This window comes from Duganella kummerowiae, from assembly GCF_053572355.1.
Map to the genome: position 1 here is coordinate 153,883 of NZ_JBKFEH010000001.1, position 26,556 is coordinate 180,438.

The window sequence follows — 26,556 nt, forward strand, 5'->3', positions numbered from 1 at the left end:
TATTCCAACCCAGGACGAGACTTATGCAACCGTATTCCAAAAACGCACTCCGCACCAAACACATGACCCAGGCCGTGGCCATGGCCCTGGCTTCCCTGGTGGCCGGCGGCGCCCACGCCCAGCAGGCCGCCGTGCAGACCGCCCACAACGCCGACGCCAGGGAGGCAGCCCAGGAAGAAGTGGCCAAGGTGCTGGTGGTGGGCGCGCGCGCCTCGCAGCAATCAGCCATCACCAAGAAGAAGAATGCCGACACGGCCCAGGACTCCATCATTGCCGAGGACGTGGGCGCCTTCCCCGACCGTAACGTGGCGGACGCCATCTCGCGCGTGGCCGGCGTGGCGGTGGACCGCGGCGTGTTCGGCGAAGGCATCAGCGTGTCCATCCGCGGCAACGGCCCGGAACTGACCCGCGTGGAACTGGACGGCCAGGGCGTGCAGCAGGCCGGCGGCACCGACATGCTGGGCGGGATCACGGCCGGCGCCGACGGCGCCGGCGGGCGCGGCGTGGAAATGCGCCAGTTGTCGTCCGACCTGATCAAGAGCGTGGACGTGGTCAAGGGCTCGACCGCCGACATGGTGGAAGGCTCGCTGGGCGGCTCGGTGCGCATCCAGACCCGCAATGGCCTGGACTTCAAGAAGGATTACCTGTCGATACGCGCCGCCGGCGCCATGAATTCGCTCAATGAAAAGGTCAATCCCAACCTGAACCTGGTGGGCGTGAAGAAGTTGATGGACGGCCGCCTGGGCGTGCTGGTCAACCTGTCGTCCAGCAAGGTCAAGCAGGAGGCGCACGCCATCAACCAGGGCGGCGCCAACGGCTATGTCGGCCAGTACCGTCCGATGGAGTTCGACAACTCGCCGGAAAAGACCTTCTCCTTCCAGCCCAGCACCGTCAAGGATGACGTGCTGTCGCGCACCCCTAATTTCACCTATCCGTTGATCGCCGGGGGCAACTGGGTCAGCGGCACCCCCGAGGAAATCGTCAACAAGTCGGCCGCCGCCCAGACCAAGCAGGACTGCTACGCCGCCTTCCCGCTGCTGACCACGGCCCAGGCCAACCTGATCAACGCCGCCAATAGCGGGCGCACCAACGCCATCAACGCCCGCCAGCAGGAATTGCTGACCTGCCTGGGCCAGTGGAATGACTGGGTGCCCAGCAATACCCGCTACAACGTCAACCGCTGGAACGACACCCGCCACAGCGGCGACATCCGGCTGGACTACAAGGTCAACAACGACCTGACCGTGTACGCCAAATTCAGCCGCAGCAAGGGCACGGTCACCTCCTACACCTCCAACATGGGCTATGGCGGCGTGGCCGTCAACCCGGCCTCCGTCACGGGCGCCAACAACTTCGTCGGTGCGCCGTTTGTTGACACCATCTCCGCTACCCAGCTGGCCAATGGCGCCTGGGGCACGCGCGCCGTGGCCCCTGGTTCCGGCTACTACCTGTACCCGGGCCTGAGCTACCGCAGCACCGGCGCTGTGAATGGCATGGTGTCCAACGTCAACCCGGCCACCGTGGTGGTGGACAAGAACCATCACGTCACCAGCTACCAGTTCTCGGACGGCTACTACGGCGTGGACAGCACCCTGCTCGATATCGGCACCAAGTCCAGCTACACCCAGGCCGGCGGCACCTACAAGAAGGGCATCGTGCGCGCCGAATTCCTGCTGGGCGACGCCAAGTCCGATTTCTACCGCTCGGAGCGCCGCGTCAACATGGGCGGCTACGTGGGTCCGGTGACGGCCAATTTGCTGCCCAACGGCATCTGGAACTTCACCAACAATAACAACGCGGACATGAGCAACCCGGCCAGCTGGTACCGCCTCAGCACCCAGCCGGCCGTGACCGCCAACGGCATCGGCACCCCGTTCGTGCCGCCGACCCCGGCCTACACCGCCAACCAGCTGCCGCTGGTCAGCGCCGCCACCCAGCTGCCGTTCCAGAACGCCCGCATCAACGAGTCCTACGAGAAAACCGCCAAGCTGGACCTGGCCATCACCACCAGCGAGTACAGCGATTACATCACCCGCGTCAAGGTCGGCTACAACCGGCGCAAGAGCGGCTACGACGCCTGGGGCACGGGCGGCTACACGGTGCAGGAACCGGTCGGCACCTATGGCGCGGCCAACTACATCCCCGGCATCTACGTCCCCAACAGCAACCTGCGCACCACCTTCCAGGTGTGCCAGGACACGCCCGGCTCGCTGGGCGCCGGCGGCCGTCCCTGCAAATACGGCTACACCCCCAACTACGACCCGCGCAGCAACCTGGCCGGCACCGTGGTGCTGACTCCGGACCAATACGCCGACATCTTCAAGCAAGCCTACACCCAGCAGCCCACCGCCGAATTCTATGCCGGCGACCCGAAACGCCCGGGCAGCCTGACCGAGGGCTGGACCGAGTTCGACATCGCCAAGCTGTACAGCCTGCTGGGCGTGCCCAACTACAACCTGAACTGCATCAAGACCTGCCAGGGCAGCGATGGCAAGACCTACAAGCAGCCGCTCAATGCCGTGGTGGAAACCGTGGACGGCGGCTACCTGATGGCCGACTTCAAGCTGGACCAGCTGCCCTTCACCAACAAGGCCCTGCCCTTCGGCATCGAATTCGACGGCAACTTCGGCTACCGCATGGTCAAGACCAAGGTGCGCGGCACCGGCCAGCTGACCTTCGTGTCGATCAAGAAGAACGCCAACTTCAATCCGCTGGACCCGCTCAACGCCAACGGCGTGGATACCCGCACCTATCGCCAGGACACCACCATCAACGCCAGCGTGACCGACTACCTGCCGGCCCTGAACCTGAACACCTGGCTGGTGGCCGACAAGCTGGTGCTGCGCTACAACCACGCCAAGACCATCGCCCGTCCGCCCGCAGGCCGCCTGATCCCCAGCGGCACCTGCACCTATGACGAGCGCTTCCTGGACCAGGTGGACGCCGACGGCAGCCAGCGCGACCAGCTGTGCAGCGGCGTCATGGGCAATCCCGAGCTGAAACCGCAAACCAACAAGAACCAGAACCTGTCGCTGGAATGGTATGTCAACAAGGACACCATGCTGGCCGGCGCCATCTACAAGCAGAAAGGCATCATCGGCGCACCGACCCTGACCGAGACCATCAACGGCGCCCGCATCTTTGAAGGCTCCGGCGTGACGGACCCGCAGACCGGCCAGAACCTGTCCGATCTGCAGTTCAACTACCGCCGCTACACCAACCAGCTGCCCAATGTGCGCAAGGGCTTCGAGCTGTCCAGCAAGACCGCCTTCACCTTCCTGCCCTGGTATTTCCGCAACCTGGGCCTGGACGCCAACTACACCCGCAACAAGTCGGACCTGGTGGGCACCGTGGTGCGCGACCTGATCACCGGCCAGGTGATGCCGGTCGCTGGCGAACCCAAGTATTCCTGGAACAGTTCGCTGTGGTATGACGATGGCGCGTTCAGCGCCCGGGTGGCGCTGCAGGTGGTGGCGGAGAAATTCATCTGCATCTCCGGTTGCAACTCGCAGCACGCCAACTACCCGACCGACGGCTCCACCCGCGTGGTGGCCCCGGCCTACGCGCCCGGCGCGCCCATCTTCCAGTTGGGCACCCGCTACGTGGACGCCAAGCTGGCCTACAAGTTCAAGAACGGCCTGGAAATCTTCATCGAGGGCCGCAACCTGGGCAAGACCCACACCGGCACCACCTCGGGACCGATTGCCAACTTCGCGGACGGTACCAAAAACGTCTACACCGACAACTATGCTGGCGCCACCTACATGGCTGGCATCAACTTCAAGTTCGAATAAGGCTGCGCCCCATAAGGCAAGGAAGCCGAGGGTGGCGACACCTTCGGCTTTTTTTTGCACTCGAAATTGCCAATAGATCATTTCTATTGCAGCAATTGAACTTTTATTGAAGAATTTCAGATATCTTTTCGGTAATTTATGTTAAGCTTCGCCTAAGTAATCAGTAAATGCGAGCAACCCAGGCGCTGTTGTTTGTATTTTGACAAACATTGTTTAGGAAAAATTCTAATGAAAATGAACAAAATTGCAGCAGTAGTGCTGGCAACCTTGTCGCTGGCCTCGGCGTCCGCCATGGCGGCCACCAAGGTGGTGGACCTGAGCAGCATCGCCTCCACCAAGACCGATTTCAGCGGCGTGCTGAGCTTCTCCGGCTTCGACTCCGCCCTGGGTACCCTGACCGGCGTGACCGTGAACCTGTACTCCGACGTCAGCGGTACCGTACGCCTGACCAACTACAACACCTACAGCGTGACCACCACCCCCGCCGTGGACGCCGCGCTGTCGCTGAGCCTGCTGAACGCCGGCAGCTACACCAGCCTGGCCACCGGGGGCCTGTACTCGGGTAACGTGACGCTGACCGCAGCCGGCACCAGCGGCGCCAAGGTCACCACTCCGGGTTCGCTGACCCTGCACGGCACCGAAACCGTCACCACCGGCCTGGATTCGTTCCTGAGCTCCTCGCCCCTGAGCGCCTACGTCAAGGTGAACGCCGTATCGAGCGTGGCTGGCGCCGAGAACGTGCTGTCGACCTTCCGCACCAGCGGTACCGCCTACGGCACCGTCACCTACACCTATACTGCAGCTCCGGTACCTGAACCGGAAACCTACGGCATGCTGCTGGCCGGCCTGGGCCTGATGGGTGTGGTTGCACGCCGCAAGCGCGCTTCCCGCCAAGCCTGATACAGCCGAACAGATACCAGAATACGGAGCTATTGAATGAACAAAATGATCAAAGCAGCAGTCGCCGGCGCCCTGCTGGCTGTCGGTTTCGCCGCCAACGCGGCCAGCGTGACCGTCACCTCGGATACCGTCAATGACATCACCCACCTGCCCAGCGGCAGCAGCATCAGCCTGGCCGGTTTCAATACCAGCCTGGGCACCCTGACCTCGGCGCAATTTACCTTCTACAGCACCATCAGCGGCACCCTGGCCGCCGAGAATGCGGCCAACTATGCGGTCGATACCGTGGTCGGCGCTGGCGGCAAGCTGTCGCTGGTCGGCAGCGGCCTGTCGCTGACCGCCAGCACCGTGTATTCGGAGACCCTGCACCTGGGCGCCGTGGACTACGACATCGACAATGACGATCCTGACTTCGCCGGCACCGGCGGCAAGACCGTGACCTTCGTGAACAAGAGCTCCAGCGCGACCTCGCCGCTGTACACCGGCAGCTCGCTGTCCGCCTTCACCGCCGGCGCACCGCTGAACTTCTCGTTCACCGGCCTGGCCCTGTCCACCGGGGACGGCAATGCCGACTACCTGGCTTCGTCCATCGTCAACGCCAAGGTATCGGTGACCTACACCTACACCGCCGCCCCGGTGCCGGAACCGGAAACCTACGGCATGCTGCTGGCCGGTCTGGGCCTGGTGGGCGCCATCGCACGCCGCAAGGCCAAGAAGTCCGCCTGATACGACAGGTGGCCAGACCAGAACGGGAGCCTTGGCTCCCGTTTTTTTTTTGCCCTGGCGTGGCGTCCGCCGTTCGATCAGGGCACGCGTGTAATGCGCAGCGCCATGTAGGGACGTACCGGCAGCTTGATGGCGCGGCCGTCCTTGTCGGCGTAGGTGTAATCGTCCTTCTTTTTTACTTCGAACACGCCGTCCACCGGGGTGATGGTCATGTTCCAGGTATCGATCACCTCGGCCTTGAAGCGCATGCCATCCTTCAAACCGGTCTTGAACAGCACAAAGGGCCAGCTGGCCGGCTGCTGCTTGCCAAAATAGCCCAGGTAGTACTCGCCATGCTTGCCGGCGAAAGGATGGTCCTGCCATTTGTCGATGGGCTCCAGCCCTTCCCTTGGACTCTCGGACAGGACCTTGCGGAAAAATGCCAGCCGTGCCGGGCTCTGGCCGCGCAGCGTGCCGCCCTTGGCCAGCCACACCAGCCCTTGCGGGTCCTGGTAAGTCTCGCCGTGGCCCACATAGGTGCCGGCAATGGCGCCTTCCCAGAAGCGCAGCACCATGTCCTCCGGCTTGAGCTGGCCCCAGCGGCGCGTGAAGTCGCCCTCATACTTGACCTCATCGTACACCACCGGCTTGTTGTAGACATCGCGCAGCAGCACGGCGCGCTCGAAGTCCTCGGCGATGGCCCCGCTCTGCACGCTGACGTGCGTCACCCACGGCTTGGTATGGTTGTACAGCGCCAGGCCATTGTGGATGGAACGCAGGTGCTGGTAGGGATCGGCCGCCTGCACGGTCTGGAAATAGCTGTCCCATTCCGCCGTGGTTTTCTCCTTGAGGAAGTCGAACTCGTTGGCCATGGACCACCACACGTTGCGGTAGGCGGCCAGGCGCGCCACCACGTAGCGCAGGTAGCGCTGGTTGACGTCGTCCGGCAGTCGGTCGTAGCCCCAATAGCCCTTGTCATAGGGATGGAACAGGATCAGGTCGGCCTCTATGCCCAGCTCGCGCAGCTGCGCCACGCGCTGCTCCAGGTGGCGGAAGAAGTCTGGATTGAAACGGGACAGGTCCCAGCCCTTGGGCGGCTGGCCCGGGAAGGGATAGCGCGGCGGCTCGCCCTGGTCGTCGTGGTTGGGGAAGACCGCCATGCGCAGCTTGTTGAACGGCGACTTGGCCAGCGTGTCCAGCGTCTGCCGCTCCAGCGCCTCGTTCTGGTGTATCCAGGCATAGCTGGTGGTGCCGACCTGCCAGAACGGCGTGCCGTCCGCATAGCCGAAGTGCCAGGTGTTGCGCACGCCGACCGGGCCATGGTTGCCCGGCCTGGCCGCCACCACTTCCAGGCTGCCGCGCTTGCCGTCCAGTTCCGCGCGGTTGCTGTGGGTCTGGTACTCCCAGGCGCCCACGGTGTCCGGCATGAAGCGCACCTTGTAGTGGCCGTCGCCATCGTAAAAGCCCGGCACTTCCAGCGTGCGCTGCCCCTGCCTGAAGGTGGCCGACAGTTGCACCTCCATGAATGGGTTGCCGCCCGATGGCCCGGCCAGATCGATGTCCGTGCTACCCCAGCGCTCGACTAGGGCCGGCGCCGCCTCGGCCAGGCCGCACAGCGCCGCCAGCACCAGCAGCAATCGGCCGTTCACAAGCTGTACTCCTTGCCGGCGATACGCACCTTGCTCAGCTTGAGCCCTTCCACGTTATGGGTGAACCAGGGCTGCTCGGCGTTGCGCGGCGTGCCGAAGTCGGAATCGCTGATGCTGATGTTGGACACCGGCAGGATGGGCACGCCCTTGGGCCCATTGTAGCTGCCGGCCACCGGGCCCAGTATCACCATGGCCTGATAGCAGGAATACTCGCCGCCCGCCGTCTTCACATTGCTGACGCGGACGTTCGAGATGTGCACGTCCGACACCGCCGGCGGACGGGTGCGCACGCTGTCGTCGTTGGGCGCGTAATCGCAATCGATGGTGATGACGGCGCCGCCGCTGGTGGACACCACCTTCCCCGCCAGCTCGGAGTTCGGCAGCATCTTGTACGAGCGCCCGTTGGTCTGCACGCCGTTCGGCAAGGTCACGTCGCGCACATAGAAGTGGCGCAGGAAGCCGCCTCGATTCATATTGCTCTTCATGCGGATGGCCGTGCCCAGCGGATTGGTGGCCCAAAAGGCGTTGCGGAACTCGATGCGCTGCGCGTACACGTGCTCTATCCCGGCCGCCATCTCGCTGCCCAGGGTGACGCCGCCGTGGCCGCAGTTCATGATGCAGTTCTGGATCACGATATTGCGCGTGGGCCCATATTGCGTGTCCAGGTTCTTGCCGGACTTGATGGCAATGCAATCGTCGCCGGTGTTGAACAGACAGCCGTCCACCAGCACGTTGTCGCAGGATTCAGGGTCGAAGCCGTCCGAATTCGGTCCCATGCTGTCCATGCGCACCTTGGAGAACTTGATGTTGCGCGAGTTGACCGGGTGGTGTATCCAGAACGGCGTGTTGACCACCTGGTAGCCTTCCATCAGCACATCGGTACAGTCGATGAATTCCACCATGGAGGGACGCAGGTAGTGGCCCAGGCCGAACACGCGCCGCTCCACCGGCACCCCGGCTTCCGACAGGATGGGCAGGAACTTGTCGTCGGCGCGCCAGTTGGCGTGCATCTGCGCCGCGTTGGGCACCAGGGCCTCTCTGTTGTTCGGATTGGGGACTCCCTGGTGCATGGTGCCCGGCAGCGCGCCGGCCGGGTTCATGCCCCACCAGCCATTGCCGCTGCCATCCTCAAAGGGCACGCCGGCCTGGCCGTCGATGATGCTGGTCCAGTCCTCGCCCGTGAAGGCGATGTTCTTCTGGCCGCGCGCGTACACCAGGGGGGAGAAATTCAGGCAGTCGTTGCCTTGCCAGCGCGACAGCGACAGCTTGCCATTGGCGCCGCAATCGTATTCACCGTCGCGCGCGTAATCCTTGGGGTTGGCGCTGAAGTAGACCCGCGCTCCGGCCGCCAGGTGCACGTGCACGTTGGACAGCAGCACGATGGGGCCTTTGACATACCAGTTCCCGGCCGGGATCAGCACGCGCCCGCCGCCATTCTTGCTGGCGGCCTGGATGGCGGCGCGGATGGCCGGATAGCTGTCCGGCGACTGCGGCGCCGGCGTCTGCAGTTCGCCCTTGCGCTTGAGCTCGACCAGCCCGGCCATCGTCACCAGCGTGCAGGGCCGGGCGCCGAACGCCTTGATGTCGTAATCCTTGTTCGGAAATACCAGCGGTGTGGCGAAGCTGTTGATGATCTGCTGCGCCCGAGCCCACGGGTCGGACTGCGCGCTGGCGGCCAGCGGGAGCCCGGCGGCGGCCAGGGCGCCCGCGCTGGCGGCGCCCTTCAACAGGGTGCGGCGTTGCATGGAAGGAGTGCGTACAGGTTGGTTCATGGCGTCATTTTGCGATGTTGGATGGAGATGGGTTCCAGCCCTGGCCGTTGCCGTAGCGGGCAAACACGGCGGCGCGGCTGGAGTATGGCGCCGCTTGTTCGGCATCGATCAGGCGTCCGCCCCGGCGGGCCGACAGGTCCAGCGGCTGCCCTTGCAGGCCGGTGGAATTGAATTCGAACCAGCCGCTGCCGCCGCGCGGCTGGCCGTTCCAGCCGGAGGGCGCAATATGGCTGTCCATGCGGCTGTTGACATACACCACCTTGTCCCACAAGGTGGCCACGCCGGGCCGCGCCAGGTGGATGGAGCCGGGCAGCACATCGTTGCCGGCCGGGCCGGGGCCGTGTGTGAAGCGGTTATTGAGGAATACGAAGCCGGGGTCGTCGGCGCCCGCGGTGCGGGCCTGCACTACATAGCCGCCCCGCCCCTGCCCGGAACTGCCCAGCGAGCGTATCTCGCATTCCTCGAACAGGGCGGCATGGTTGACGCCCCAGATGAAGTCCACCGTGCCGGCCACCAGGCTGCGGTAAAACCAGGCGTAGCCCTTGACCTGCACCGTATCCTGCTCGCTGATCAAGCTGGAGCCTGTGACGGCCAGCCGGCCCTCGCTGGAGAACAGCAGCGCCTCGGCCTGGCCGCCGATGGCCCTGCCGTTCCAAGTGGTGTTGGTGATGGTCAGGCTGTCCAGGTGCAGCAGGTCGGCGTCCTCGATCAGGAACACGGAGCGGCCGCCGGTGGCGCCGGGCGCCAGCGCGGCCTGGCCGCCGCCGCTGCCGGGGTTCAGGCCGTCGTTGTTTTCGGCAGCGATATGGACGCCGTCGCGGCTCTCGCCACGGATGGTGAGATTGTCCTTGCCGCGCAGGTAGAGCAGCTCGTCGTAGCTGCCGTTGGCCACAACGATGGTGGCCGGCTGCTGCCGTGGCATCGTGCGCATGACGTGGTCCAGCGCGCCCTGCACGGTGCGGAAGTCGGCCGGACCGTCGTCGTCCACGCGCACGCTGCGGCCCGAGGGAGCATGGGCGCGGGTGCGGAAGCGCCAGCCGGCTGCCTTGCCCAGGCCGCCGAAGGGCTTGCCATCGAGGCGGGCGCCGTCCAGCAGCTGGGCGTCCACGGTGACGTAGTATTCCGTATCGTATTCCAGGCGTGCGCCGTGCGGGCGCACCAGCAGCTGGCTGCCTTCCAGCTTGAGCGGCTGCCAGCGCACCACGCGCTGCACGCCATCGGGCGCGGCGCCGATGGCGTTGACCTGCTGGCCCGGGTGCAGTTCGTCGACCAGCACGTCGTCCCTGGCGCGGTAGATGCGCACGCTGCCGGCCGCGCCCAGCTGCGGCGCGCTGTCGAAGCGCAGGCGCAGCACGCTGTCCGGCGGCACGTCCTGCGCCTGTACGCCTGGTTCGGTCCGGCCGTCCAGCGCGTAAAGCTGGTTGGAGGACACGAACGGCGGCGCCACCTCGGCGGCAATGGTGACGCCTACGTTATTGTCTTCCTGGCTGGTCAAGGTCACCGAGGCCTGGCCCGGTCCGCGCGGCGTCAGCACCAGCGTGTCGCCATCCACCGCCACCGTGGCAATGGCCGGGTTGGACGAGCTGGCGCTGAAGGATTTGCTGAACAAGCCGTCGCGGCTGGCCAGCCGCACCGGGTAGCGCTGCGCGCCGCCGCCCGCCTGCAGGCTGAGACGCAAGCCCTGGTGCGCCAAGCCCATGCTGGCCGGCGCCACCGACAGCGGGCCGATGCGCATATCGTCGAATTCAAAATCGCCGCCCTCGGCGCGCACACCGATGCGCGCCGGCGGCAGCGGCGGCTCGTCCGAGCCTATGGTGCGCTGGCCGTTGACATACAGGGTCAAGGCATTGCCATTGCGGTCCAGGCGCAGCGCGATCCAGCTGCCGGCGGGACGCAGCTCCTGGCCGACCCGCTTGGACAGGCGCAGCTTGCCGTCCTCCATGCGCGCCAGCACCACCTCAAGGCGGTTGCTGCCGGGGCGCAGTTCGAGGCCGAAGCCCAGCCAGTTGGCGTCATCGGCGTAGGCCGCGATCAAGTAGCCCTTGCTGGCGCCCTCGGTGGCCAGCCGCGCGGGCCGCAAGCGGGCTTCGATGAAATGGGCATCCCGGGTGGCGGCGCGAGTTTCAGCTTCCGGCACCAGATACAGCGCACCGTCCGGCGTGGGACGCAGCACGCGGTTGGCGGCGCCGGCCTGCGCTTGCACAGCCGGCGCCGCGCCGGTCCAGCTGCCAGCGCCGGCTTCGGCGTCGCGGCACCAGCTGGCGCCACCCGGACAGGCGGCGCTGGCGCCGGACATGCCGAACACCAGGATAAAACAGACCTGCAGGCTTGAACGCATGGCGATGCAGTCAATGATGAAGAAAGACGAAAAAAAGCCGCAGACCCTGAATGAGCGGTCTGCGGCGCGGGAGCATCATGCCATCAGAACTTGTATTCCACCGAAGCGCGGTACACGCGGCCCATCATGTCGGCCATGCTGGTGATGTAGCCGTTGTAGATGCTGTTGGCGGTCAGCGGCGGCCATTCCTGGGTGATGTTGTTAACGCCCACCGAGATGGTGGTGTTCTTGATGCCCAGGTAGCGCACGTTCAGGTTGTACTGGCTGTACGAATCGACCTTGGTCAGGGTCGAACCGGTACGCGGCGTCAGGTCGGTCAGGCCGGTGTTGAAGCGCTGCGACAGGGTGGCGCGCCAGTCCCCGTAGCTGTAGGTCAGCGCGGCGGTATGCTTCCAGCGCGGGTTAATCTGCGGCATACCGGCCAGGCCGGCGTTGGGACCGGCGCTGCCGTAGCGGCCATCGTTGGTGATGACGCCGACGTTCTGCAGCCACGGGCCATCCTTCTCGCTCTGGAACTCGTATTTGTGGTACCAGGTGCCGTCCAGCTTGAAGTCGAAGGTGCCGGCCTTGGTTTTCGGGAAGCGGTAGGTCAGCGCCACGTCCGCGCCGCGGATGCGGGTCTGGCCGCGGTTGGCCTGGCTGGCCACGATGTGGTCGATGGTGCCGTCGGCGTTACGCACGAAGAAGGACGCGTACTTGGCCGGATTCTGCTGCACCTCGGCGATGGTCACGGCGCCCAGCACGTCGCGTATCATCAGGCCCCAGTAGTCGACCGTCAGTGCCAGGTCCTTGACCGGCTCTAGGCCGAAGCCCAGCGAGAAGCCGCGCGATTTTTCCGGCTTCAGGAAGGAATTGTTGGGCGACTTGGTCCAGTAGTTGGTGGTGACGTTGCAGACCTGGTCGTAGGTGTAGCCTGGCTTGGGCGTGCCGGTGCCGGCCACGGTGGGCTGCGAGCTCGGGCACAGGACCGGATCGTCCATGACCTGGGTGCGCACCTCCGGGGTCGGGTTCTGGATGTCCATGATGGACGGGGCGCGGAAGCCGGTCGACACGGAGCTGCGCAGTATCAGCGACTGGATCGGCTGCCAGCGCGCGGCCAGCTTGGGATTGACGGTGGTCTGTTTCAGGTCGCTGTAGTGGTCGGCGCGCACGGCGCCGTTCAGCAGGAACTTGTCGGTCAGCGGCGCATCGAGTTCGAACATCAGGGACTGGATCTTGCGCGACAGGTCCTTGGCCACGCCGCTCGGGGTCTCGCCCACCAGGTCGGTCTGCACCACGTTGCCGGACGCGTCGATGTTGTAGCTGCCGTCCGCTTTCTTCAGCACGTAGTCCAGCGGCGCGGCGCCGACACGGGCCGAATCGCGGCGCAGTTCGCCGGACACGGCCAGGGTCAGGTCGCCGCCGCCCAGCGGCCAGATGGCTTTCGAGAAGGTGGCGTCCACGCTTTCGTTGAAGGCCTTGTTCAGGCGGTAGGTGTAGTCCAGGGCCTGGGCCGATTTCAGGTAGGCCAGGCCGGCCGCGTCCTGCAGGCCGAACGGGTTCAGGATGCCCTGGTCGAAGCCCTGCTGGATTTTCGAGTACAGCACATAGCCTTCGCCGGCGCGGGTGTCGCGCTCGGAACGGCCGTAGTTCAGCCCCGCGCGGTAATCCCAGCCCAGCACCGTGCCTTCCGCCGACAGCACGATGCGGTCGTTGGTCTGCTCGTCGTTGCGGTAGGCCGGGCCCAGTTCGGCCGGACCCCACTGGAAGTAGATGGTGCGGTTGTTCATGTTCAGGGTGCTCACCGTACCGGGGGTCTTGGTGGCGTCGATGTACATGGTCGGCGAGTTGGCGCCGGTATTGCTGCCCACCACCTGCACCGCCGGGGTGATGCCCTTGCCCGGATAGAAGCGGCTGGTGGCCGGCAGCGAGTAGGTGGTGAACGGGTTGGTGGTGCCCGGCACCTGCATGCCGCGGAATTTCTGCACCGTGAATTCCGAGTGCAGCAGGTCCAGGTCGATCTTGTGGCCGCCGGCGATGTTCCAGCTGGCGCGGCCGGCCATGGTGGTGATCTTGCTGCCATCGGTCACGGCGGTCCAGAGCAGCGGGTTGCGGAAGCAGCCCGGCGCGTAGGTCGGCGGGGTGTTGGCGCTGGCGTTGCCCAGGGTGGGCAAGGCGTACGGCGCCAGGCAGCCGCTCGCATACATCGGGTTGTAGTTGGAGTTGGCGGTGCGGGCGAAGCCGAAGTTGGCGATCGGCGACGGGTTGCGCGCATCCGGCGTCAAGCCCAGGCCCAGGCCGCGCAGCACGGCGGGATCGTGCTGGTCGGGACGGTCACCCTGGAACAGCGCGGTTTTTTCCTGGTGGTCGATGGCGAAATAGGCGTTGAAGCCGTCCGCGTTCAGGTTGCCGAAGCCGGCGATGGCGCCTATGCTCTTGGTCTGGCCGCCGCCGCTCAGGTCCGGCGAGGCGTATTCGACCTTGACGGAAGCGCCACGGTAGCCGCGCTTGGTCAGGTAGTTCTGCACGCCGCCGATGGCGTCCGCGCCGTAGATGGAAGCGGCGCCGCCGTTCAGGGTTTCGACCCGGTCCAGCGCCATGCGCGGGATCACGTTGACGGACACGTACTGGTCCTGCAGCGGTTCATTGGCCAAGCGGCGGCCATTGAGCAGGGTCAGGGTACGCATCGGACCCAGGCCGCGCAAATTGGTCACCGGACCGGCGGCGCCGGAGTTGGTGCCCAGCGACAGCGACTGCGGCTGTTCCAGCACGAAGTCTTTCAGTTCCATGTTGCCCCGGGCTTCCAGCTCGGTGGCCTTGACCGTGGTCAGCGGAGTGGCGCCCTCGTCGGCCACACGGCGTATCAGCGAGCCGGTGACTACGACGGATTGGACTGCTTCGGCGGCTGGCGCTGCTTGTCCCTGGGCTTGGGCCTCGGCGGCCATTTGCAGTACGGCACCGGCGACAGCAGTCGCCAGCACCGCACGCTGTACACGTGCGTGGTGCTTGGGTTTCATACATCTCCTCCTGAAGGGTTTCGACCGAATTGGTTCGATCACTTTTGTATTTGGTATAACCAGATACTAAACTGGCCAGACCACTTTGAACAACAAAAAAAGATGCCGTGAAAACAGAAATCCGCTGCAAAAGCCTGTTTTACAAGGGTTTATGCGGTTCTTGCAGTGTTGCTTTTTTGCTGATTGCATGTCACAAGCTACGCACACCTTGTGTTGGAAGCGTCTCCACAGGCGCCGTCGCAGGTGACGCAAGGGCTTGATTTCGCTATAATTTCCGCCTCTTTTGAAGGAAGTCCGCCATGTCACTGCAAGCCAACCAGCTCGAATTGCTGTCGCCCGCCAAAACCGCCGAGATCGGGCGCGAAGCCATCCTGCACGGGGCCGACGCGGTTTACATCGGCGGCCCGGCCTTCGGCGCACGCCACAATGCCAGCAATCCCATCGAGGACATCTCGGCCCTGGTTCAGTTCGCGCACCGCTACCGCTCGCGCATCTTCGTCACCCTCAACACCATCCTGCACGACGCCGAGCTGGAAGCGGCGCGCAAGCAGATCTGGCAGCTGTACGAGGCCGGCGTGGACGCCCTCATCGTGCAGGACATGGGCCTGCTGGAAATGGACCTGCCGCCCATCCAGCTGCATGCCAGCACCCAGTGCGACATCCGCACCGTGGAAAAGGCGCGCTTCCTGGGCGACGTCGGCTTCTCCCAGCTGGTGCTGGCGCGCGAGCTGACCATAGAGCAGATCGGGAAGATCCACGCCGAGGTCGACACCCCGCTCGAGTACTTCGTGCACGGCGCCCTGTGCGTGGCCTATTCCGGCCAGTGCTACATCTCGCACGCCGACACCGGCCGCAGCGCCAACCGCGGCGACTGCTCGCAAGCCTGCCGCCTGCCCTACACCCTGTCCGACAGCAAAGGCCGCGTGGTGGCCTACGAAAAGCACCTGCTGTCGATGAAGGACAATGACCAGAGCCGCAATCTGGAAGCACTGATCGACGCCGGCATCCGCTCCTTCAAGATCGAGGGCCGCTACAAGGACATGGGCTATGTGAAGAACATCACGGCCCACTACCGTTTGCTGCTTGACGAGATCCTGGAGCGGCGCACGGAATACACGCGCGCGGCCAGCGGCCACACCCGCGTGCTGTTCACGCCGGACGTGGACAAGACCTTCCACCGCGGCCACACCGACTACTTCGCCAACGGCCGCCAGGATGAAATCGGCGCCTTCGATTCGCCCAAGTACGTGGGCGTGGAGCTGGGTTCGGTCAGCAAGATCGGGCTGGACTACTTCGACATGGTGGCCAACGCCCCGCTGGCCAATGGCGACGGCTTGAACTACATGAACAAGCGCACCGTGGTCGGCGTGCAGGCCAACACCGTGCAGAAGCTGGGCGCCGGCGAGGAAGGCGAATTCTGGCGCGTGCATCCGAACGAGAATATCCGCGACCTGCCCGGCCTGAAGGTGGGCGCCACCATCATGCGCAACCGCGACCACCAGTGGGAAGCGGCGCTGAACAAGAAGTCGTCCGAGCGCAAGGTGGCGCTGCAGCTGACGTTGGGCGAGCATGCCGGCGGCCTGCGCCTGTCGCTGCGCGACGAAGACGGCATCACCAGCGTGACCGAGGCCGCCATCGCGCTGCAGCCGGCCCAGCAGGCCGAGCAGGCGGAAGCCTCGCTGCGCGCCGCCGTGGCCAAGCTGGGCAACACCATGTTCGAGGCTGACGGCGTCGAGCTGGAATTATCGCAGCCCTGGTTCGTGCCCTCCTCCGCCATCAACGCGCTGCGCCGCGACGCCATCGAAGCGCACGAGGCGGCCCGCCTGGCGGCCTGGGACCGCCCGCAGCGCAAACCGGCTGCCGAACCTCCGGCGCAGTATCCGGACACGCAGCTGAGCTACCTGGCCAACGTCTACAACGACAAGGCGCGCGCCTTCTACACCAAGCATGGGGTGCAGCTGATCGCGGCCGCCTACGAGGCGCACGAGGAGCCGGGCGAGGTGCCGCTGATGATCACCAAGCACTGCCTGCGCTTCTCCTTCAACCTGTGCCCCAAGCAGGCCAAGGGTGTGCAGGGCGTGCAGGGCCAGGTGCGGGCCGAACCCATGACCCTGGTGACGGGCGACGAGACCTATACCCTGCGCTTCGACTGCAAGCCATGCGAGATGCACGTGGTGGGCGCCATGAAGCCCGGCATCCTGAAGTCGCTGCCGCCTTCCAACATCCCCTACAGCCCGCTGGTATTCCACAAGCAGCGCCCGCGCGCCTGATTCCACGCAAAAAAAGGGGAGCCCGGAACACCGGACTCCCCACAAGGGCCCGCTTGGGCCCGTCTGGTACAGGGCGCCCCCCGGCGCCCCTCATGCATCAGAAGGACGTGCGCAGCGACATGGTATAGCTGCGTCCCGGATCGTTCTGGTCGAAGATCGCGTTGGTGAACTGGGTGTAGGTCTGGGTCTTGGCGCGGTTCAGGTTCCAGATGCTCAGCGTCAGGTCCGTGTTGTAGCGGAAGCCGAACAGCTTTTGCAGGTTCATGCCGGCCGTCGCGTCCAGCTGCGAGCGCGAAGTCGAGTAGGCATACACTCCGTTGGCCAGGCCGGTGCTGGTATTGCTGATCACGCTGGCCGTGTACTGGTGCGACAGACGCAGGTTGAGGCCGTTGCGCTCGTAGTAGATGGTCAGGTTGTTGGTACGCGGCGGCACCCCCGCCACCGGCGGCGAACCGCTGGCCTCGTCGGTCTGCTTGGTGTAGGTGAAGTTGCCCGTGAAGCCAAAGCCCTTGACCGGCAGCATGTCCAGCGGCTGCTGCCAGGTGAATTCCAGGCCGCGCACCTTGAGCTTGGTATCTATCATGTAGGGCTCGGTGATGATCACGTGCTTCTGGTCGCGTCCGCCGGCCGCGTCCACCGCCGCCTGCTGGGCAGCGGTCAGGCCCACCGTGCCGTAGATCTGGTCCAGCTGGGCCAGGGTGTAGTCGACCAGGCGTTGGCCGGGACGGCTGACGATGTCCTTGGCGAAGCCGGACAGGGCCACGTAGCCTTCGCGGTTGAAATACCACTCCAGGCCCAGGTCCAGGCTGTTGGCCTTGAACGGTTTCAGGTTGGGATTGGACAGGTTGCCCTGGTTCACACCCTGGTCGCCGATCGACAGCTGGGTCTGGTGCAGGTCGGCCGGGTTGGCGCGGGTCATGGACTTGGAACCGGATACGCGGGCAATCAAGTCCTTGGTCACGTTATAGGACAGGTTGAACGAGGGAAGCACGTTGGAATACTTGGTGGTCTCGTAGGCCCAGTCCTGCTGGTTCAGGTAGCGCCCGCCATTGCCCAGGTTCTGGGCCGCATTGCGCGGGTCCGCCACGCTCAGCGGCGCGCCTATGGTTTGTTTGGTTTCCGCATAGCGCACCCCGGCGTTATAGCGCAGGGTATGGTCGAGCACGGAAAGGCGGCCGTTGGTCTCGACGTAGAAACCGGTCACTTTCTCGCGCAGGTAGCCGCCGTTGGTGGTGGGCGCGTCGCGGATGCGGTCGCGGAAGTATTGGTAGTTGGTATCCTTGGCGAACTTGTCCCAGTCCACGGTGATGAAGCCATGGCCGCTGGAATGGACGTACTTGGCCAGGTCGGCATTGGTGACGGCCGAGCCCAGGTACACCAGCTGCGCGGTCTGGCCGGCGGTGGAGCCGGTGCCGTAGCCCGGGTACAGCGTGCTGTCCAGCCCTACCCCGGGGGTGGAGCGGCCGTCGCAGGTGCCCTGCAGCGCCGTGTTCGGCGTATAGAAGGGGTAGCTGACGTTGTTGCCGCAGGTGTAGTTCAACCACGCGTCGGGGTTGTTGTAATCGACGTAGCGGCGCTCGATATCGTCGAACGACCCGCCCACCTTGATGGCGAATTTTTCGTCACCCCAGTTCAGGTTCAGGCGCGTGCCCTTGGTGGTGTTCTTGCGCTCGTACAGGTCCATGCGCAGGCCGGACAAGCCCTGCCCGGCCTGGTACCAGCCGAAGGCGCTGGGGTCGTTGATGTTGACGTTACTGGTCATCACCGGGATCTGGCCCGGCACGGTGTTGCTGTACTTGATCACCGTGGACGCCGATTGGGTCGCCACCAGCACGGTGGGCATGTCGCGGTAGAACGAGCTGGAGGTGTAATTCACATGGCCGTCCACCGTCAGCTTGTCGCTGGCCCGGTATTCAAAGCCGGGATTGATGCTGCGGAAGTGGGTATTTTCCTTCATGGGCCGGAACTCCAGGCCCCAGAAAGTGTTGGCCAGGGTGGCGCCCGTAATGGTGCAATAAGCCGAGCAATCGCTGCGGTCGAAAGTCATGCCGATCGGGATGGGCGTGTTGGCGCGCATGCCGGCCGCCATGTCTTCCTGCAGCATCTGGTTGCCCTTCTGGGCAAACAGCAGGTCCAGGTAAACGTCCCACTTGTCGCCCGGCTGCCATTGCAGGCTGACCACCTCGCCGCGGCGCTTGCGTTCGCCGTCATACACGAGGTAGCGCGGCAGGCGGCCCATCAGGCCGTTGTCGATCTGCTGGATGGTGGCGCCCGGGTTCAGGCCCAGCAGCATATTGCGGTCGATGGCCGCGCCCGGCACCAGCAGTTTTTGTGCATAGTCAGGCAGTTGGCTGAGCGGAATGCCGGTGGGTACGGTGGTCGGGCTGTTGAAGTAGTCGCCGGCCAGCGCCGCCGGGTCGGAAGCGTTGCGCTGGTTGGCGTTCAGGCGGAAGGTGCGCATGTCCACGGTCTGGAACACGTCGGTATGGTATTTGGTATTGCCCCAGGCGAAGCCAAACAGGGCGCCGACCTTGCCGAAACGGGTGTCCCAGGTGTTGCTGACCAGGCCGGAACCGGTATTGCCCCATTTGCCATCCTTGTCACGGTAATTGCCGCTGGCGGTAAAGGCCGAGCGGAAGCCGCTCTTGTCGAACGGACGCACGCTGCGCATGTTCACGGTGCCGGCCACGCCGCCTTCCATGATGTCGGCCTGCTGGCTCTTGTAGACGGTGGCGCTGCGGAACAGTTCGGACGGCAGGAAGTCCATGTCCACTTCGCGGTTGGCGCTGATGTTGCCGCCCCAACTGCCGGCCGAGGCCGAGGCCATGGGCGCGCCATTGAGCAGCACGCGGGTGAAGGCGGCGCCCATGCCGCGTATGGAGATATTCATGCCCTCGCCGTCGATGGCGGCGCGGGTCACTTGCACGCCAGGGACGCGAGACAGGGCGTCGGCAATGTTCGGATCGGGGAATTTACCCATGTCCTCGGAGAACACGGTATCGGTCAGGCCGTTGTTGTCGCGCTTTTCGTTGGCGGACAGGGCCAGCGAGCTGCGGTAGCCGCTCACCACCACGGTATTTTTCTCATCCTTGGCCGGGGCCGCGGTCTGAGCCTGGGCCTGGGTATCAGTTTGCGCGTAAGCGCTGGAAATCAATCCGGCCAGTACCGTCAGGGCGAATACCTCGCGCGCGGTGCCATGGCGGCCCTGTCCATATTTGCAATTGTTGTTCAATCCTATCTCCATAATTTTTATGATTTATGTGCTGCCGCGAACCGCCAAGTCTGTATTGAGCTCTCCTTTTTACCAAAATGTTTGCGCAACCATTTCTTTGGAAAAAAAATCTGTGCTGAACGAAATGTACGCACAGACCAAACCAATTCCATGATGAATATTTCAAGCCTGAAATGGCTGCCGGGATAGAACTGAATGCCCAAGCGCCAAATGGTAGTGATAAATGTAAATGTTATGCGCTACCATTTCAAGTCCCAAACACGATATCGCCTGCTATGTCGCGCCGAAACAACTATTCGGCGCTGCAGGCCAGCCTCACTTGTTCGCGCAGCCAGCGGTGGGCGGGGTCGTGATGCTGGCGCGCATGCCAGCTCATGCACACCGCAGCCGTCGGCGTCGCCATGGGCAGGGTAAAGGCGCGGACCCGGTGGTGCGGCGCGCCCCACCGGGCAAAAGGCTCGGGCATGGCAGTGAGAAAATCCGAACTGGCGGCCATCACCATGGCGGCCTGGAAGCCGGGCGCCACCAGCACGATACGGCGTTGCAGGCCCAGTTCGGCCAGGGCCGCGTCTATGGGCCGCGCGGCCAGGCAGCGCGGCGAGGCCGAGACATGCGGCCATGCGGCGTAGCGCGCCGCACTGATCTCGCCGCCCTCCTCCAGCAGCGCATGCCCTTCCCTGGCCACACCCACGAAGCCGGCGTCGAACAGTGGCTCGGCATGGATGCCGGGTTCGTCCGACGCGAGTATGCCCAGGTCCAGGTCCACACCGCCGCGGTGCAGGACGTCGGCGCGCTTGTCCTGGCGCGGCACGAAGCGCAGCAAGACGCCGGGCGCCAGCGCGGAGATCTGCTGCGCAAGGCGTGTGGCCCAGACGCCGGCAAAGCCATCGTTGGCGCGCAGGGTGTAGATGCGCTGCAGCGTGTGCAAGTCCAGTTGGTCCGGTGTGAACACCTGGCGCACGCCCTCCAGCGCGGACTGCAGGCGGGCCTGGAGCGCAAGCGCGCGCGGGGTCGGCGCCAGGCCGCGTCCGGCAGCGACAAACAATGGATCGCCCACTGCCGCGCGCAGCCGCGCCAGGCGCCGGCTCATGGCCGGGGCGCTGATGTGCAGGCGGCGCGCTGCGCCGGCCACGCTGCCTTCGCTGAGCAGGGCGTCCAGGTCGAGCAGGAGATTGAAGTCCGGCGGGGTCATGATGGCTGCATCCGGTGCAATGATTGAGTGCAAGAATATCACTTTACGCACGGGTGCCGGCAGCGCGAGGATGGTGGCTGTGAACCACTCGGGCTGCAATCATGCGATTTTCCCTCTACCCACTGTTGGCGGTCCTGATCTGGACCGGCAATACCCTGGTGACCAAGGCCGCCACGGCACACATCGAGCCGGCCGCCATCACCCTCTACCGCTGGCTGCTGGCCGGATTGATCATCACGCCGATGGTGGCGCCCGGGCTGTGGCGGCGGCGCGCGCTGGTAGGTTGCGCACTACCCAAGCTGGCGCTGCTGGGCTGCCTGGGCATGGGCATGTACCAGGGACTGGCATATGAGGCGGCGCGCAGCACCTCGGCCGTCAACATGGGCGTGATCGTGGCGCTGATGCCCTTGATGTCCCTGCTGCTGTCGTCGATGCTGGCCGGCGAGGCCGTGAGCGCCGTCCGGGGCTGCGGCGTCCTGCTGTCCCTGGCCGGGCTGTTGATACTGTGCAGTGCGGGACAGCCGCAGCGGCTGCTGCACGGCGACGTGCACGCGGGCGATCTGCTGATGCTGGCGGCGGTGGCGTCGAACGCGCTGTACGGCGTGCTGCTCAAGCGCTGGCCGACAGGGCTGTCCACCTGGGAGCAGCTGTCGGTGCAGGTGTGGTGCGGCGTACTGCTGATACTGCCGTTCTGGTGGCTGGCGCCCTCCTCGCCGCTGACGGCCGCCAATGCGCCGTTGGTGCTGTATGCCGGGATACCGGCCTCGATAGGCGCGCCGTTCTGCTGGATGACCGGGGTCCGGCAACTCGGGCCGGCGCGCGCCAGCATGTATTTGAACCTGCTGCCGCTACTGGTGGCCGGCTGCGCGGCGCTGCTGCTGGGCGAGCAGCTGCGCGGCTATCATGCCGTGGGCGGGGCGCTGGCGTTGCTGGGAGTGTGGCTGGGGCAGCATGTGGCGCCGGCCTCGCGCCCGCGCAATGGTTGAGGCAAGTCCAACGCCAGTCCGGCATGGGGTCGCGCCTGTGCGGCAACGACGCCTTAGTTATAGCCAGCGCTCGAAACCGGCCGGATCGACGCCGTTGGGGATGTACCATTTCTTCTGGCCCGGATCCCAGCGCGCGCCCAAGCGCTTGGCTTCCTCCTTTTCCGCGTACGGTACCTTGAGGAAGGTGCCCTTGGCGCCACCTCCCGGCCTGGCGCCGCCGGCCTTGGCAGGCGGCGCACTGGGCGGCAACGCGGCGGGGGCCGCCACCTCCACCTGGCTGCCGTCGGGGCGGACTTCGACCCAGCGCACGCCGCTGGCATCGGTGATCTTGCATTTGTAGGGCGGGTCGAACGGAGGCGTGTCGGTCATGGTGCTGGCGGTGGTTGGGTGCAGCCGCATTATACGGCGTTCGTCGGCCGCCACGGCAGTTGGCGCCCGCGTTACGGCCATTGGTCGGGACACCGCTTGCCCGCACGCCGCAATCTGCCTAACATGGCCCCACCTACATCGCCGGAGCCATCATGAAACACACCTTGCTTGCCTGCTGCGCCGCCCTGCTCTTGCCCGCCACCGCCCTGGCCGACGGCGCCGGCGCCGATCTCACCGCCACCATCACGGCGCTCGACACCAGGCTGTTCGACGCCTACAACCGCTGCGACCTGGACGCCTTCAAGGACCTGTTCGTGCCGGACGTTGAGTTCTATCACGATAACGGCGGCCTGATGACGGGCCGCGACGCGGTGGTCGAATCGACCCGCAAATACATCTGCGGCAAGGTCACGCGCAAGCTGGTGCCGGGCACGCTGCACATCTACCCGGTCAAGGACTACGGAGGCATCGAGGAAGGCGAACATGTGTTCTGCCAGACCGGCAGCGGCAAATGCGAAGGTGTCGCCAAGTTCCTGATGGTATGGCAGCACAAGGAAGGACAGTGGCGCATGACGCGCATCGTCAGCTACGGCCACCGTGAATTGACGGCGGCGGAACAGGCGCGCCTGCGCTAGTCCCGCCGACGCGGTTGAATGAACTCAGGCCGGCGCGCCAGCCCTGGCGGCCGCCTCCAGCTGCGCCACCTTCACCTTGAGCGCGCGCTCCTCGGCCCAGCGCACGGTTTCGTCGCGCACGATGGCGACGATGGCGTTGACCTTGCCGTCGGCGCCATACGTCATGGCCACGGTGAAGGCAATCGACAGCGTCTTGCCCTCCTTGTGCAGGGCCGGCACGCGCAGCACGTCATTGCCGTAGCGCGTTTCGCCGGTGGCCATGGATTTGTTGTAGCCATCCCAGTGGCGCTGGCGCTGCCGTTCCGGAATGATGAGGTCCAGCGACTGGCCCAGCGCATCCTCCTTGGTGAAACCGAAGATGCGCTCGGCCGCGCCATTCCACAGGATGATGGCGCCGGCCGCGTCGCACACCACCACGCCGTCGCCCAGCGCTTCCAGCACCGCCTGGTAATCGAGAGTTACTGACATATCACCTCCTACAAAATACAAATGTCCGGGATTCGCATCCCGGACATTAACAGGACTAGCAGCTTGCGGCGATCACACGGCCTTGGCTTCGTGCAGGGCGGCGATTTCCTTGCTGCTGTAGCCCAGGGTTTCCAGCACCTCGTTGGTGTGCTCGCCCAGCAGCGGCGAACCGGTGATTTCCACCTTGAGGTCGGAGAACTTGATCGGGCTGCCCACGGTCAGGTACTTGCCGCGCGCCTTGTGGTCCACCTCGGTGATGGTGCCGCTGGCGCGCAGCGAAGGATCGTTGGCGATTTCCTTCATGCTCAGCACCGGCGAGCACGGGATGTCGTACTTGCGCAGGATGTCCACCGCCTCGAACTTGGTCTTGTCCTTCAGCCAGTCCTCGATGATGGCGAAGATGTCGAAGATCTTGTCCTGGCGCGCGCGGGCCGTGTTGTAGGCCGGATCGTCGATCCACTCCTCGCGGCCCAGGGCCTTGCAGATCGGCGCCCAGGCGTGGCCCTGGATGGTGAAGTAGATGTAGGCATTGGGATCGGTCTCCCAGCCCTTGCACTTCAGGACCCAGCCCGGCTGGCCGCCGCCGCCGGCGTTGCCGCCGCGCGGCACCACGTCGGTGAACTCGCCGTGCGGATACTGCGGATACTCTTCCAGGTAGCCGACGCGGTCCAGGCGCTGCTGGTCGCGCAGCTTGACCCGGCACAGGTTGATCACCGAATCCTGCATGGACACGGCCACCTTCTGGCCCTTGCCGCCGTTGCGGTTGCGGGCGTGCAGCGCGGTCAGGATGCCGATCGCCAGGTGCATGCCGGTGTTGCTGTCGCCCAGGGCGGCGGCGCTGACGGTCGGCGGGCCGTCCCAGAAACCGGTGGTGGAAGCCGCGCCGCCGGCGCATTGCGCCACGTTCTCGTACACTTTCAGGTCTTCGTAGTGGTGGCCGTCCGAGAAGCCCTTGACCGAGGCGACGATCATGCCGGGATTCAGTTCGCGGATGTGCTCCCAGGTGAAGCCCATCCGGTCCAGGGCGCCGGGGCCGAAGTTCTCGACCAGCACGTCGGACTGCTTGATCAAGCGGGTCAGCACTTCCTTGCCCTCCGGGGTCTTGGTATCCAGCGTCAGCGACTTCTTGTTCGAGTTCAGCATGGTGAAGTACAGCGCATCCACGCCTTCGATGTCGCGCAGCTGCGAGCGGGTCACGTCGCCGGCGCCGGGACGTTCCACCTTGATCACGTCAGCGCCATACCAGGCCAGCAGCTGGGTGCAGGCGGGACCGGCTTGCACGTGGGTGAAGTCGATGATTTTGATGCCTTCCAATGGTTTGGTCATTTCTATGTCTCCTGTTGGTATGTCGGATTAGTTCTTGCCCGCGTTCGATTGCGGGTTCAGGTTGGTCAGGCGGCCGGATTCGGTGCCTGCCGTTTCATCGATGACGGCATTGATCAGCGTGGGTTTGCCGGAGGCGATGGACTCTGCCAGCGCCTTGCCCAGTTCTTCCGGCGTGGTGACGTGGTAACCGATGCCGCCAAAGGCTTCGATCATCTTGTCGTAGCGGGCATTCTTGACGAACACGGTGGGCGCCACGTCCTTGCCGCCGGTCGGATTGACGTCGGTGCCGCGGTAGACGCCGTTGTTGTTGAAGATGACGGTGGTCACCGGCAGCTCGTAGCGGCAGATAGTTTCCAGCTCCATGCCGCTGAAGCCGAAGGCGCTGTCGCCCTCGATGGCCACCACCGGCTTGCCGCTCACCACGGCGGCGCCAATGGCGTAGCCCATGCCTATGCCCATGATGCCCCAGGTGCCGGAGTCGAAGCGCTTGCGCGGCTCGTACATGTCGATGATGGAGCGCGCGAAGTCCAGCGTGTTGGCGCCCTCGTTGACCACATTGACGTCGGGACGGGTTTTCAGCACGTCGCGGATGGCGCGCAGCGCGCTGTGGAAGTTCATCGGCGACGGATTCTGGTTCAGCAGGGCCGCCATCTTGGTCAGGTTCTTGTCCTTGCGCTCGGCGATGGTGCCGGTCCAGGCGGCGTCAGGTTTCTGGAAGCCGGATTTTTCCAGGCCGGCCAGGAGCGCGGCCACGCAGGAGCCGATGTCGCCGATCAGCGGCGCTTCGATCGCCACGTTGGAATCAATCTCGGTGGGCGCGATGTCGAGCTGGATGAATTTCTTCGGTGCGCTGCCCCAGGTCTTGCCCTTGCCGTGCGCCAGCAGCCAGTTCAGGCGGGCGCCCACCAGCATCACCACGTCGGCTTCCTGCAGCACGTAGGAGCGGGCCGCGGAGGCCGACTGGGCGTGGGTGTCGGGCAGCAGGCCCTTGGCCATGGACATGGGCAGGTAGGGAATGCCGGTTTTCTCGATCAGGGCCTTGATGTCCTCGTCGGCCTGGGCGTAGGCGGCGCCCTTGCCCAGCAGGATCAGCGGCTTCTTGGCGCTTTTCAGCACGTCCAGCGCGCGCTGCACGGAGTCGGGCGCGGGGATCTGGCGCGGCACTGGATCGACCACTTTCACCAGCGAGCGGCGGCCATGTTCGGCATCCAGGGTCTGGGCCAGCAGCTGGGCCGGCAGGTCCAGGTAAACGCCGCCCGGACGGCCGGACACGGCGGCGCGGATGGCGCGCGCCACGCCGATGCCGATGTCCTCGGCCTTGTTGATGCGGTAGGACGCCTTGGCATAGGGCTTGGCGGCGTTCAACTGGTCCATCTCTTCGTAGTCGCCCTGCTGCAGGTCGACGATCTCGCGCTCGCTGGAGCCGGAGATCAGTATCATGGGGAAGCAGTTGGTGGTGGCGTTGGCCAGGGCGGTCAGGCCATTCAGGAAGCCGGGCGCCGAGACGGTCAGGCAGATGCCCGGCTTCTGGGTCATGTAGCCAGCGATGGCGGCCGCATTGCCTGCGTGCTGCTCATGACGAAAACCGATGAAGCGCATGCCCTCGGCCTGTGCCAGGCGGGCCAGGTCGGTGATGGGGATGCCGACCAGACCGAAGATCGTGTCGATATCGTTGTGCTTCAACGCGTCGATAACGAGGTGGAAACCGTCGGTCAGTTCCGGTGACTGCGTAGTGTTGGTCATGATGAGTGTCTCTTATATTGGTTTAATAAAAGTGAAACCTGAATCCGTGAAACCTGAATCCGCGCACATCAGTGCGTACTACATTGAAGCTGGTAGGATGGATGTTAGCGAGGCAGCACCATTTCTCTCATTGACCCCGGTCAAGATTCATCGGAAGATATCCCCCCTGACAAAATAAGTA

16 protein-coding genes are annotated in these 26,556 nt (G+C 64.9%); 6 read left to right on the forward strand and 10 right to left on the reverse strand.

What is annotated here, in order from left to right:
* Window positions 1-62 precede the first annotated feature (62 nt).
* The 3 genes from ACLB1G_RS00585 (at window position 63) to ACLB1G_RS00595 (ending at window position 5,420) form a co-directional block, all read left to right on the forward strand.
* Window positions 63-3,794 carry a TonB-dependent receptor gene (locus tag ACLB1G_RS00585; protein WP_491625228.1) on the forward strand — a complete coding sequence of 1,244 codons (3,732 nt, stop codon included), beginning with the start codon at window positions 63-65 and terminating at the stop codon, window positions 3,792-3,794.
* Window positions 3,795-4,022: 228 nt separating this feature from the next.
* Window positions 4,023-4,694: a choice-of-anchor E domain-containing protein gene (locus ACLB1G_RS00590; RefSeq protein ID WP_491625229.1), complete on the forward strand. Its 672-nt coding sequence runs from the start codon at window positions 4,023-4,025 to the stop codon at window positions 4,692-4,694.
* Window positions 4,695-4,739: 45 nt separating this feature from the next.
* Complete coding sequence (locus tag ACLB1G_RS00595; RefSeq protein WP_491625230.1) at window positions 4,740-5,420, forward strand: choice-of-anchor E domain-containing protein; 681 nt, start codon at window positions 4,740-4,742, stop codon at window positions 5,418-5,420.
* 77 nt (window positions 5,421-5,497) lie between these two features.
* Here ACLB1G_RS00595 and ACLB1G_RS00600 read toward each other — a convergent pair whose 3' ends face one another.
* From ACLB1G_RS00600 to ACLB1G_RS00615, 4 genes are all read right to left on the reverse strand, one after another.
* Window positions 5,498-7,048, reverse strand: coding sequence for a DUF5060 domain-containing protein (locus ACLB1G_RS00600; RefSeq protein ID WP_491625231.1), 1,551 nt, complete (start codon window positions 7,046-7,048; stop codon window positions 5,498-5,500).
* Window positions 7,045-8,820 (reverse strand): glycoside hydrolase family 28 protein, encoded by a 1,776-nt coding sequence (locus tag ACLB1G_RS00605; RefSeq protein ID WP_491625232.1) that lies wholly within the window; start codon window positions 8,818-8,820, stop codon window positions 7,045-7,047. The genes ACLB1G_RS00600 and ACLB1G_RS00605 overlap by 4 nt, the downstream gene beginning before the upstream one ends.
* Window positions 8,821-8,824: 4 nt before the next feature.
* A complete protein-coding gene (locus ACLB1G_RS00610) occupies window positions 8,825-11,158 on the reverse strand; it encodes a pectinesterase family protein (RefSeq protein WP_491625233.1) in 2,334 nt (777 codons plus the stop codon).
* Between the two features lie 83 nt (window positions 11,159-11,241).
* The gene (locus ACLB1G_RS00615; protein ID WP_491625234.1) at window positions 11,242-14,154 is read right to left on the reverse strand and encodes a TonB-dependent receptor domain-containing protein; all 2,913 of its coding nucleotides are present in this window, start codon (window positions 14,152-14,154) and stop codon (window positions 11,242-11,244) included.
* Window positions 14,155-14,453: 299 nt separating this feature from the next.
* Between ACLB1G_RS00615 and ACLB1G_RS00620 the strand changes: the two genes are divergently transcribed.
* Window positions 14,454-16,424 (forward strand): peptidase U32 family protein, encoded by a 1,971-nt coding sequence (locus tag ACLB1G_RS00620; protein ID WP_491625235.1) that lies wholly within the window; start codon window positions 14,454-14,456, stop codon window positions 16,422-16,424.
* Window positions 16,425-16,521: 97 nt separating this feature from the next.
* On the opposite strand, the gene ACLB1G_RS00625 is transcribed toward ACLB1G_RS00620, so the two are convergent.
* Entirely contained in the window at window positions 16,522-19,656 is a 3,135-nt protein-coding gene (locus ACLB1G_RS00625; protein WP_491625236.1) for a TonB-dependent receptor, read from the reverse strand.
* A 292-nt stretch (window positions 19,657-19,948) separates the two neighbouring features.
* Window positions 19,949-20,848 carry a LysR family transcriptional regulator gene (locus ACLB1G_RS00630; protein WP_491625237.1) on the reverse strand — a complete coding sequence of 300 codons (900 nt, stop codon included), beginning with the start codon at window positions 20,846-20,848 and terminating at the stop codon, window positions 19,949-19,951.
* A gap of 101 nt (window positions 20,849-20,949) precedes the next feature.
* On the opposite strand from ACLB1G_RS00630, the gene ACLB1G_RS00635 reads away from it, so the two are divergent.
* A complete protein-coding gene (locus ACLB1G_RS00635) occupies window positions 20,950-21,834 on the forward strand; it encodes a DMT family transporter (protein WP_491625238.1) in 885 nt (294 codons plus the stop codon).
* 57 nt (window positions 21,835-21,891) lie between these two features.
* Here ACLB1G_RS00635 and ACLB1G_RS00640 read toward each other — a convergent pair whose 3' ends face one another.
* Window positions 21,892-22,203 carry a DUF5710 domain-containing protein gene (locus ACLB1G_RS00640; protein ID WP_491625239.1) on the reverse strand — a complete coding sequence of 104 codons (312 nt, stop codon included), beginning with the start codon at window positions 22,201-22,203 and terminating at the stop codon, window positions 21,892-21,894.
* A 152-nt stretch (window positions 22,204-22,355) separates the two neighbouring features.
* Between ACLB1G_RS00640 and ACLB1G_RS00645 the strand changes: the two genes are divergently transcribed.
* Entirely contained in the window at window positions 22,356-22,838 is a 483-nt protein-coding gene (locus tag ACLB1G_RS00645) for a nuclear transport factor 2 family protein (protein ID WP_491625240.1), read from the forward strand.
* A gap of 24 nt (window positions 22,839-22,862) precedes the next feature.
* On the opposite strand, the gene ACLB1G_RS00650 is transcribed toward ACLB1G_RS00645, so the two are convergent.
* The 3 genes from ACLB1G_RS00650 to oxc form a co-directional block, all read right to left on the reverse strand.
* Window positions 22,863-23,306 carry a PAS domain-containing protein gene (locus tag ACLB1G_RS00650; protein ID WP_491625241.1) on the reverse strand — a complete coding sequence of 148 codons (444 nt, stop codon included), beginning with the start codon at window positions 23,304-23,306 and terminating at the stop codon, window positions 22,863-22,865.
* A gap of 72 nt (window positions 23,307-23,378) precedes the next feature.
* Window positions 23,379-24,632 (reverse strand): formyl-CoA transferase, encoded by a 1,254-nt coding sequence (gene frc, locus ACLB1G_RS00655; RefSeq protein WP_491625242.1) that lies wholly within the window; start codon window positions 24,630-24,632, stop codon window positions 23,379-23,381.
* 27 nt (window positions 24,633-24,659) lie between these two features.
* On the reverse strand, window positions 24,660-26,375 hold the full coding sequence (oxc, locus tag ACLB1G_RS00660; RefSeq protein ID WP_491625243.1) for an oxalyl-CoA decarboxylase: 1,716 nt from the start codon (window positions 26,373-26,375) through the stop codon (window positions 24,660-24,662).
* Window positions 26,376-26,556 lie beyond the last annotated feature (181 nt).

Coding starts and splice junctions, on each gene's coding strand:
- ACLB1G_RS00585 (WP_491625228.1), top strand. CDS start 63: ATGACCCAGGCCGTGGCCATGGCCCTGGCTTCCCTGGTGGCCGGCGGC.
- ACLB1G_RS00590 (WP_491625229.1), top strand. CDS start 4,023: ATGAAAATGAACAAAATTGCAGCAGTAGTGCTGGCAACCTTGTCGCTG.
- ACLB1G_RS00595 (WP_491625230.1), top strand. CDS start 4,740: ATGATCAAAGCAGCAGTCGCCGGCGCCCTGCTGGCTGTCGGTTTCGCC.
- ACLB1G_RS00605 (WP_491625232.1), bottom strand. CDS start 8,820: ATGAACCAACCTGTACGCACTCCTTCCATGCAACGCCGCACCCTGTTG.
- ACLB1G_RS00610 (WP_491625233.1), bottom strand. CDS start 11,158: ATGCGTTCAAGCCTGCAGGTCTGTTTTATCCTGGTGTTCGGCATGTCC.
- ACLB1G_RS00615 (WP_491625234.1), bottom strand. CDS start 14,154: ATGAAACCCAAGCACCACGCACGTGTACAGCGTGCGGTGCTGGCGACT.
- ACLB1G_RS00620 (WP_491625235.1), top strand. CDS start 14,454: ATGTCACTGCAAGCCAACCAGCTCGAATTGCTGTCGCCCGCCAAAACC.
- ACLB1G_RS00630 (WP_491625237.1), bottom strand. CDS start 20,848: ATGACCCCGCCGGACTTCAATCTCCTGCTCGACCTGGACGCCCTGCTC.
- ACLB1G_RS00635 (WP_491625238.1), top strand. CDS start 20,950: ATGCGATTTTCCCTCTACCCACTGTTGGCGGTCCTGATCTGGACCGGC.
- ACLB1G_RS00640 (WP_491625239.1), bottom strand. CDS start 22,203: ATGACCGACACGCCTCCGTTCGACCCGCCCTACAAATGCAAGATCACC.
- ACLB1G_RS00645 (WP_491625240.1), top strand. CDS start 22,356: ATGAAACACACCTTGCTTGCCTGCTGCGCCGCCCTGCTCTTGCCCGCC.
- ACLB1G_RS00650 (WP_491625241.1), bottom strand. CDS start 23,306: ATGTCAGTAACTCTCGATTACCAGGCGGTGCTGGAAGCGCTGGGCGAC.
- frc (WP_491625242.1), bottom strand. CDS start 24,632: ATGACCAAACCATTGGAAGGCATCAAAATCATCGACTTCACCCACGTG.
- oxc (WP_491625243.1), bottom strand. CDS start 26,375: ATGACCAACACTACGCAGTCACCGGAACTGACCGACGGTTTCCACCTC.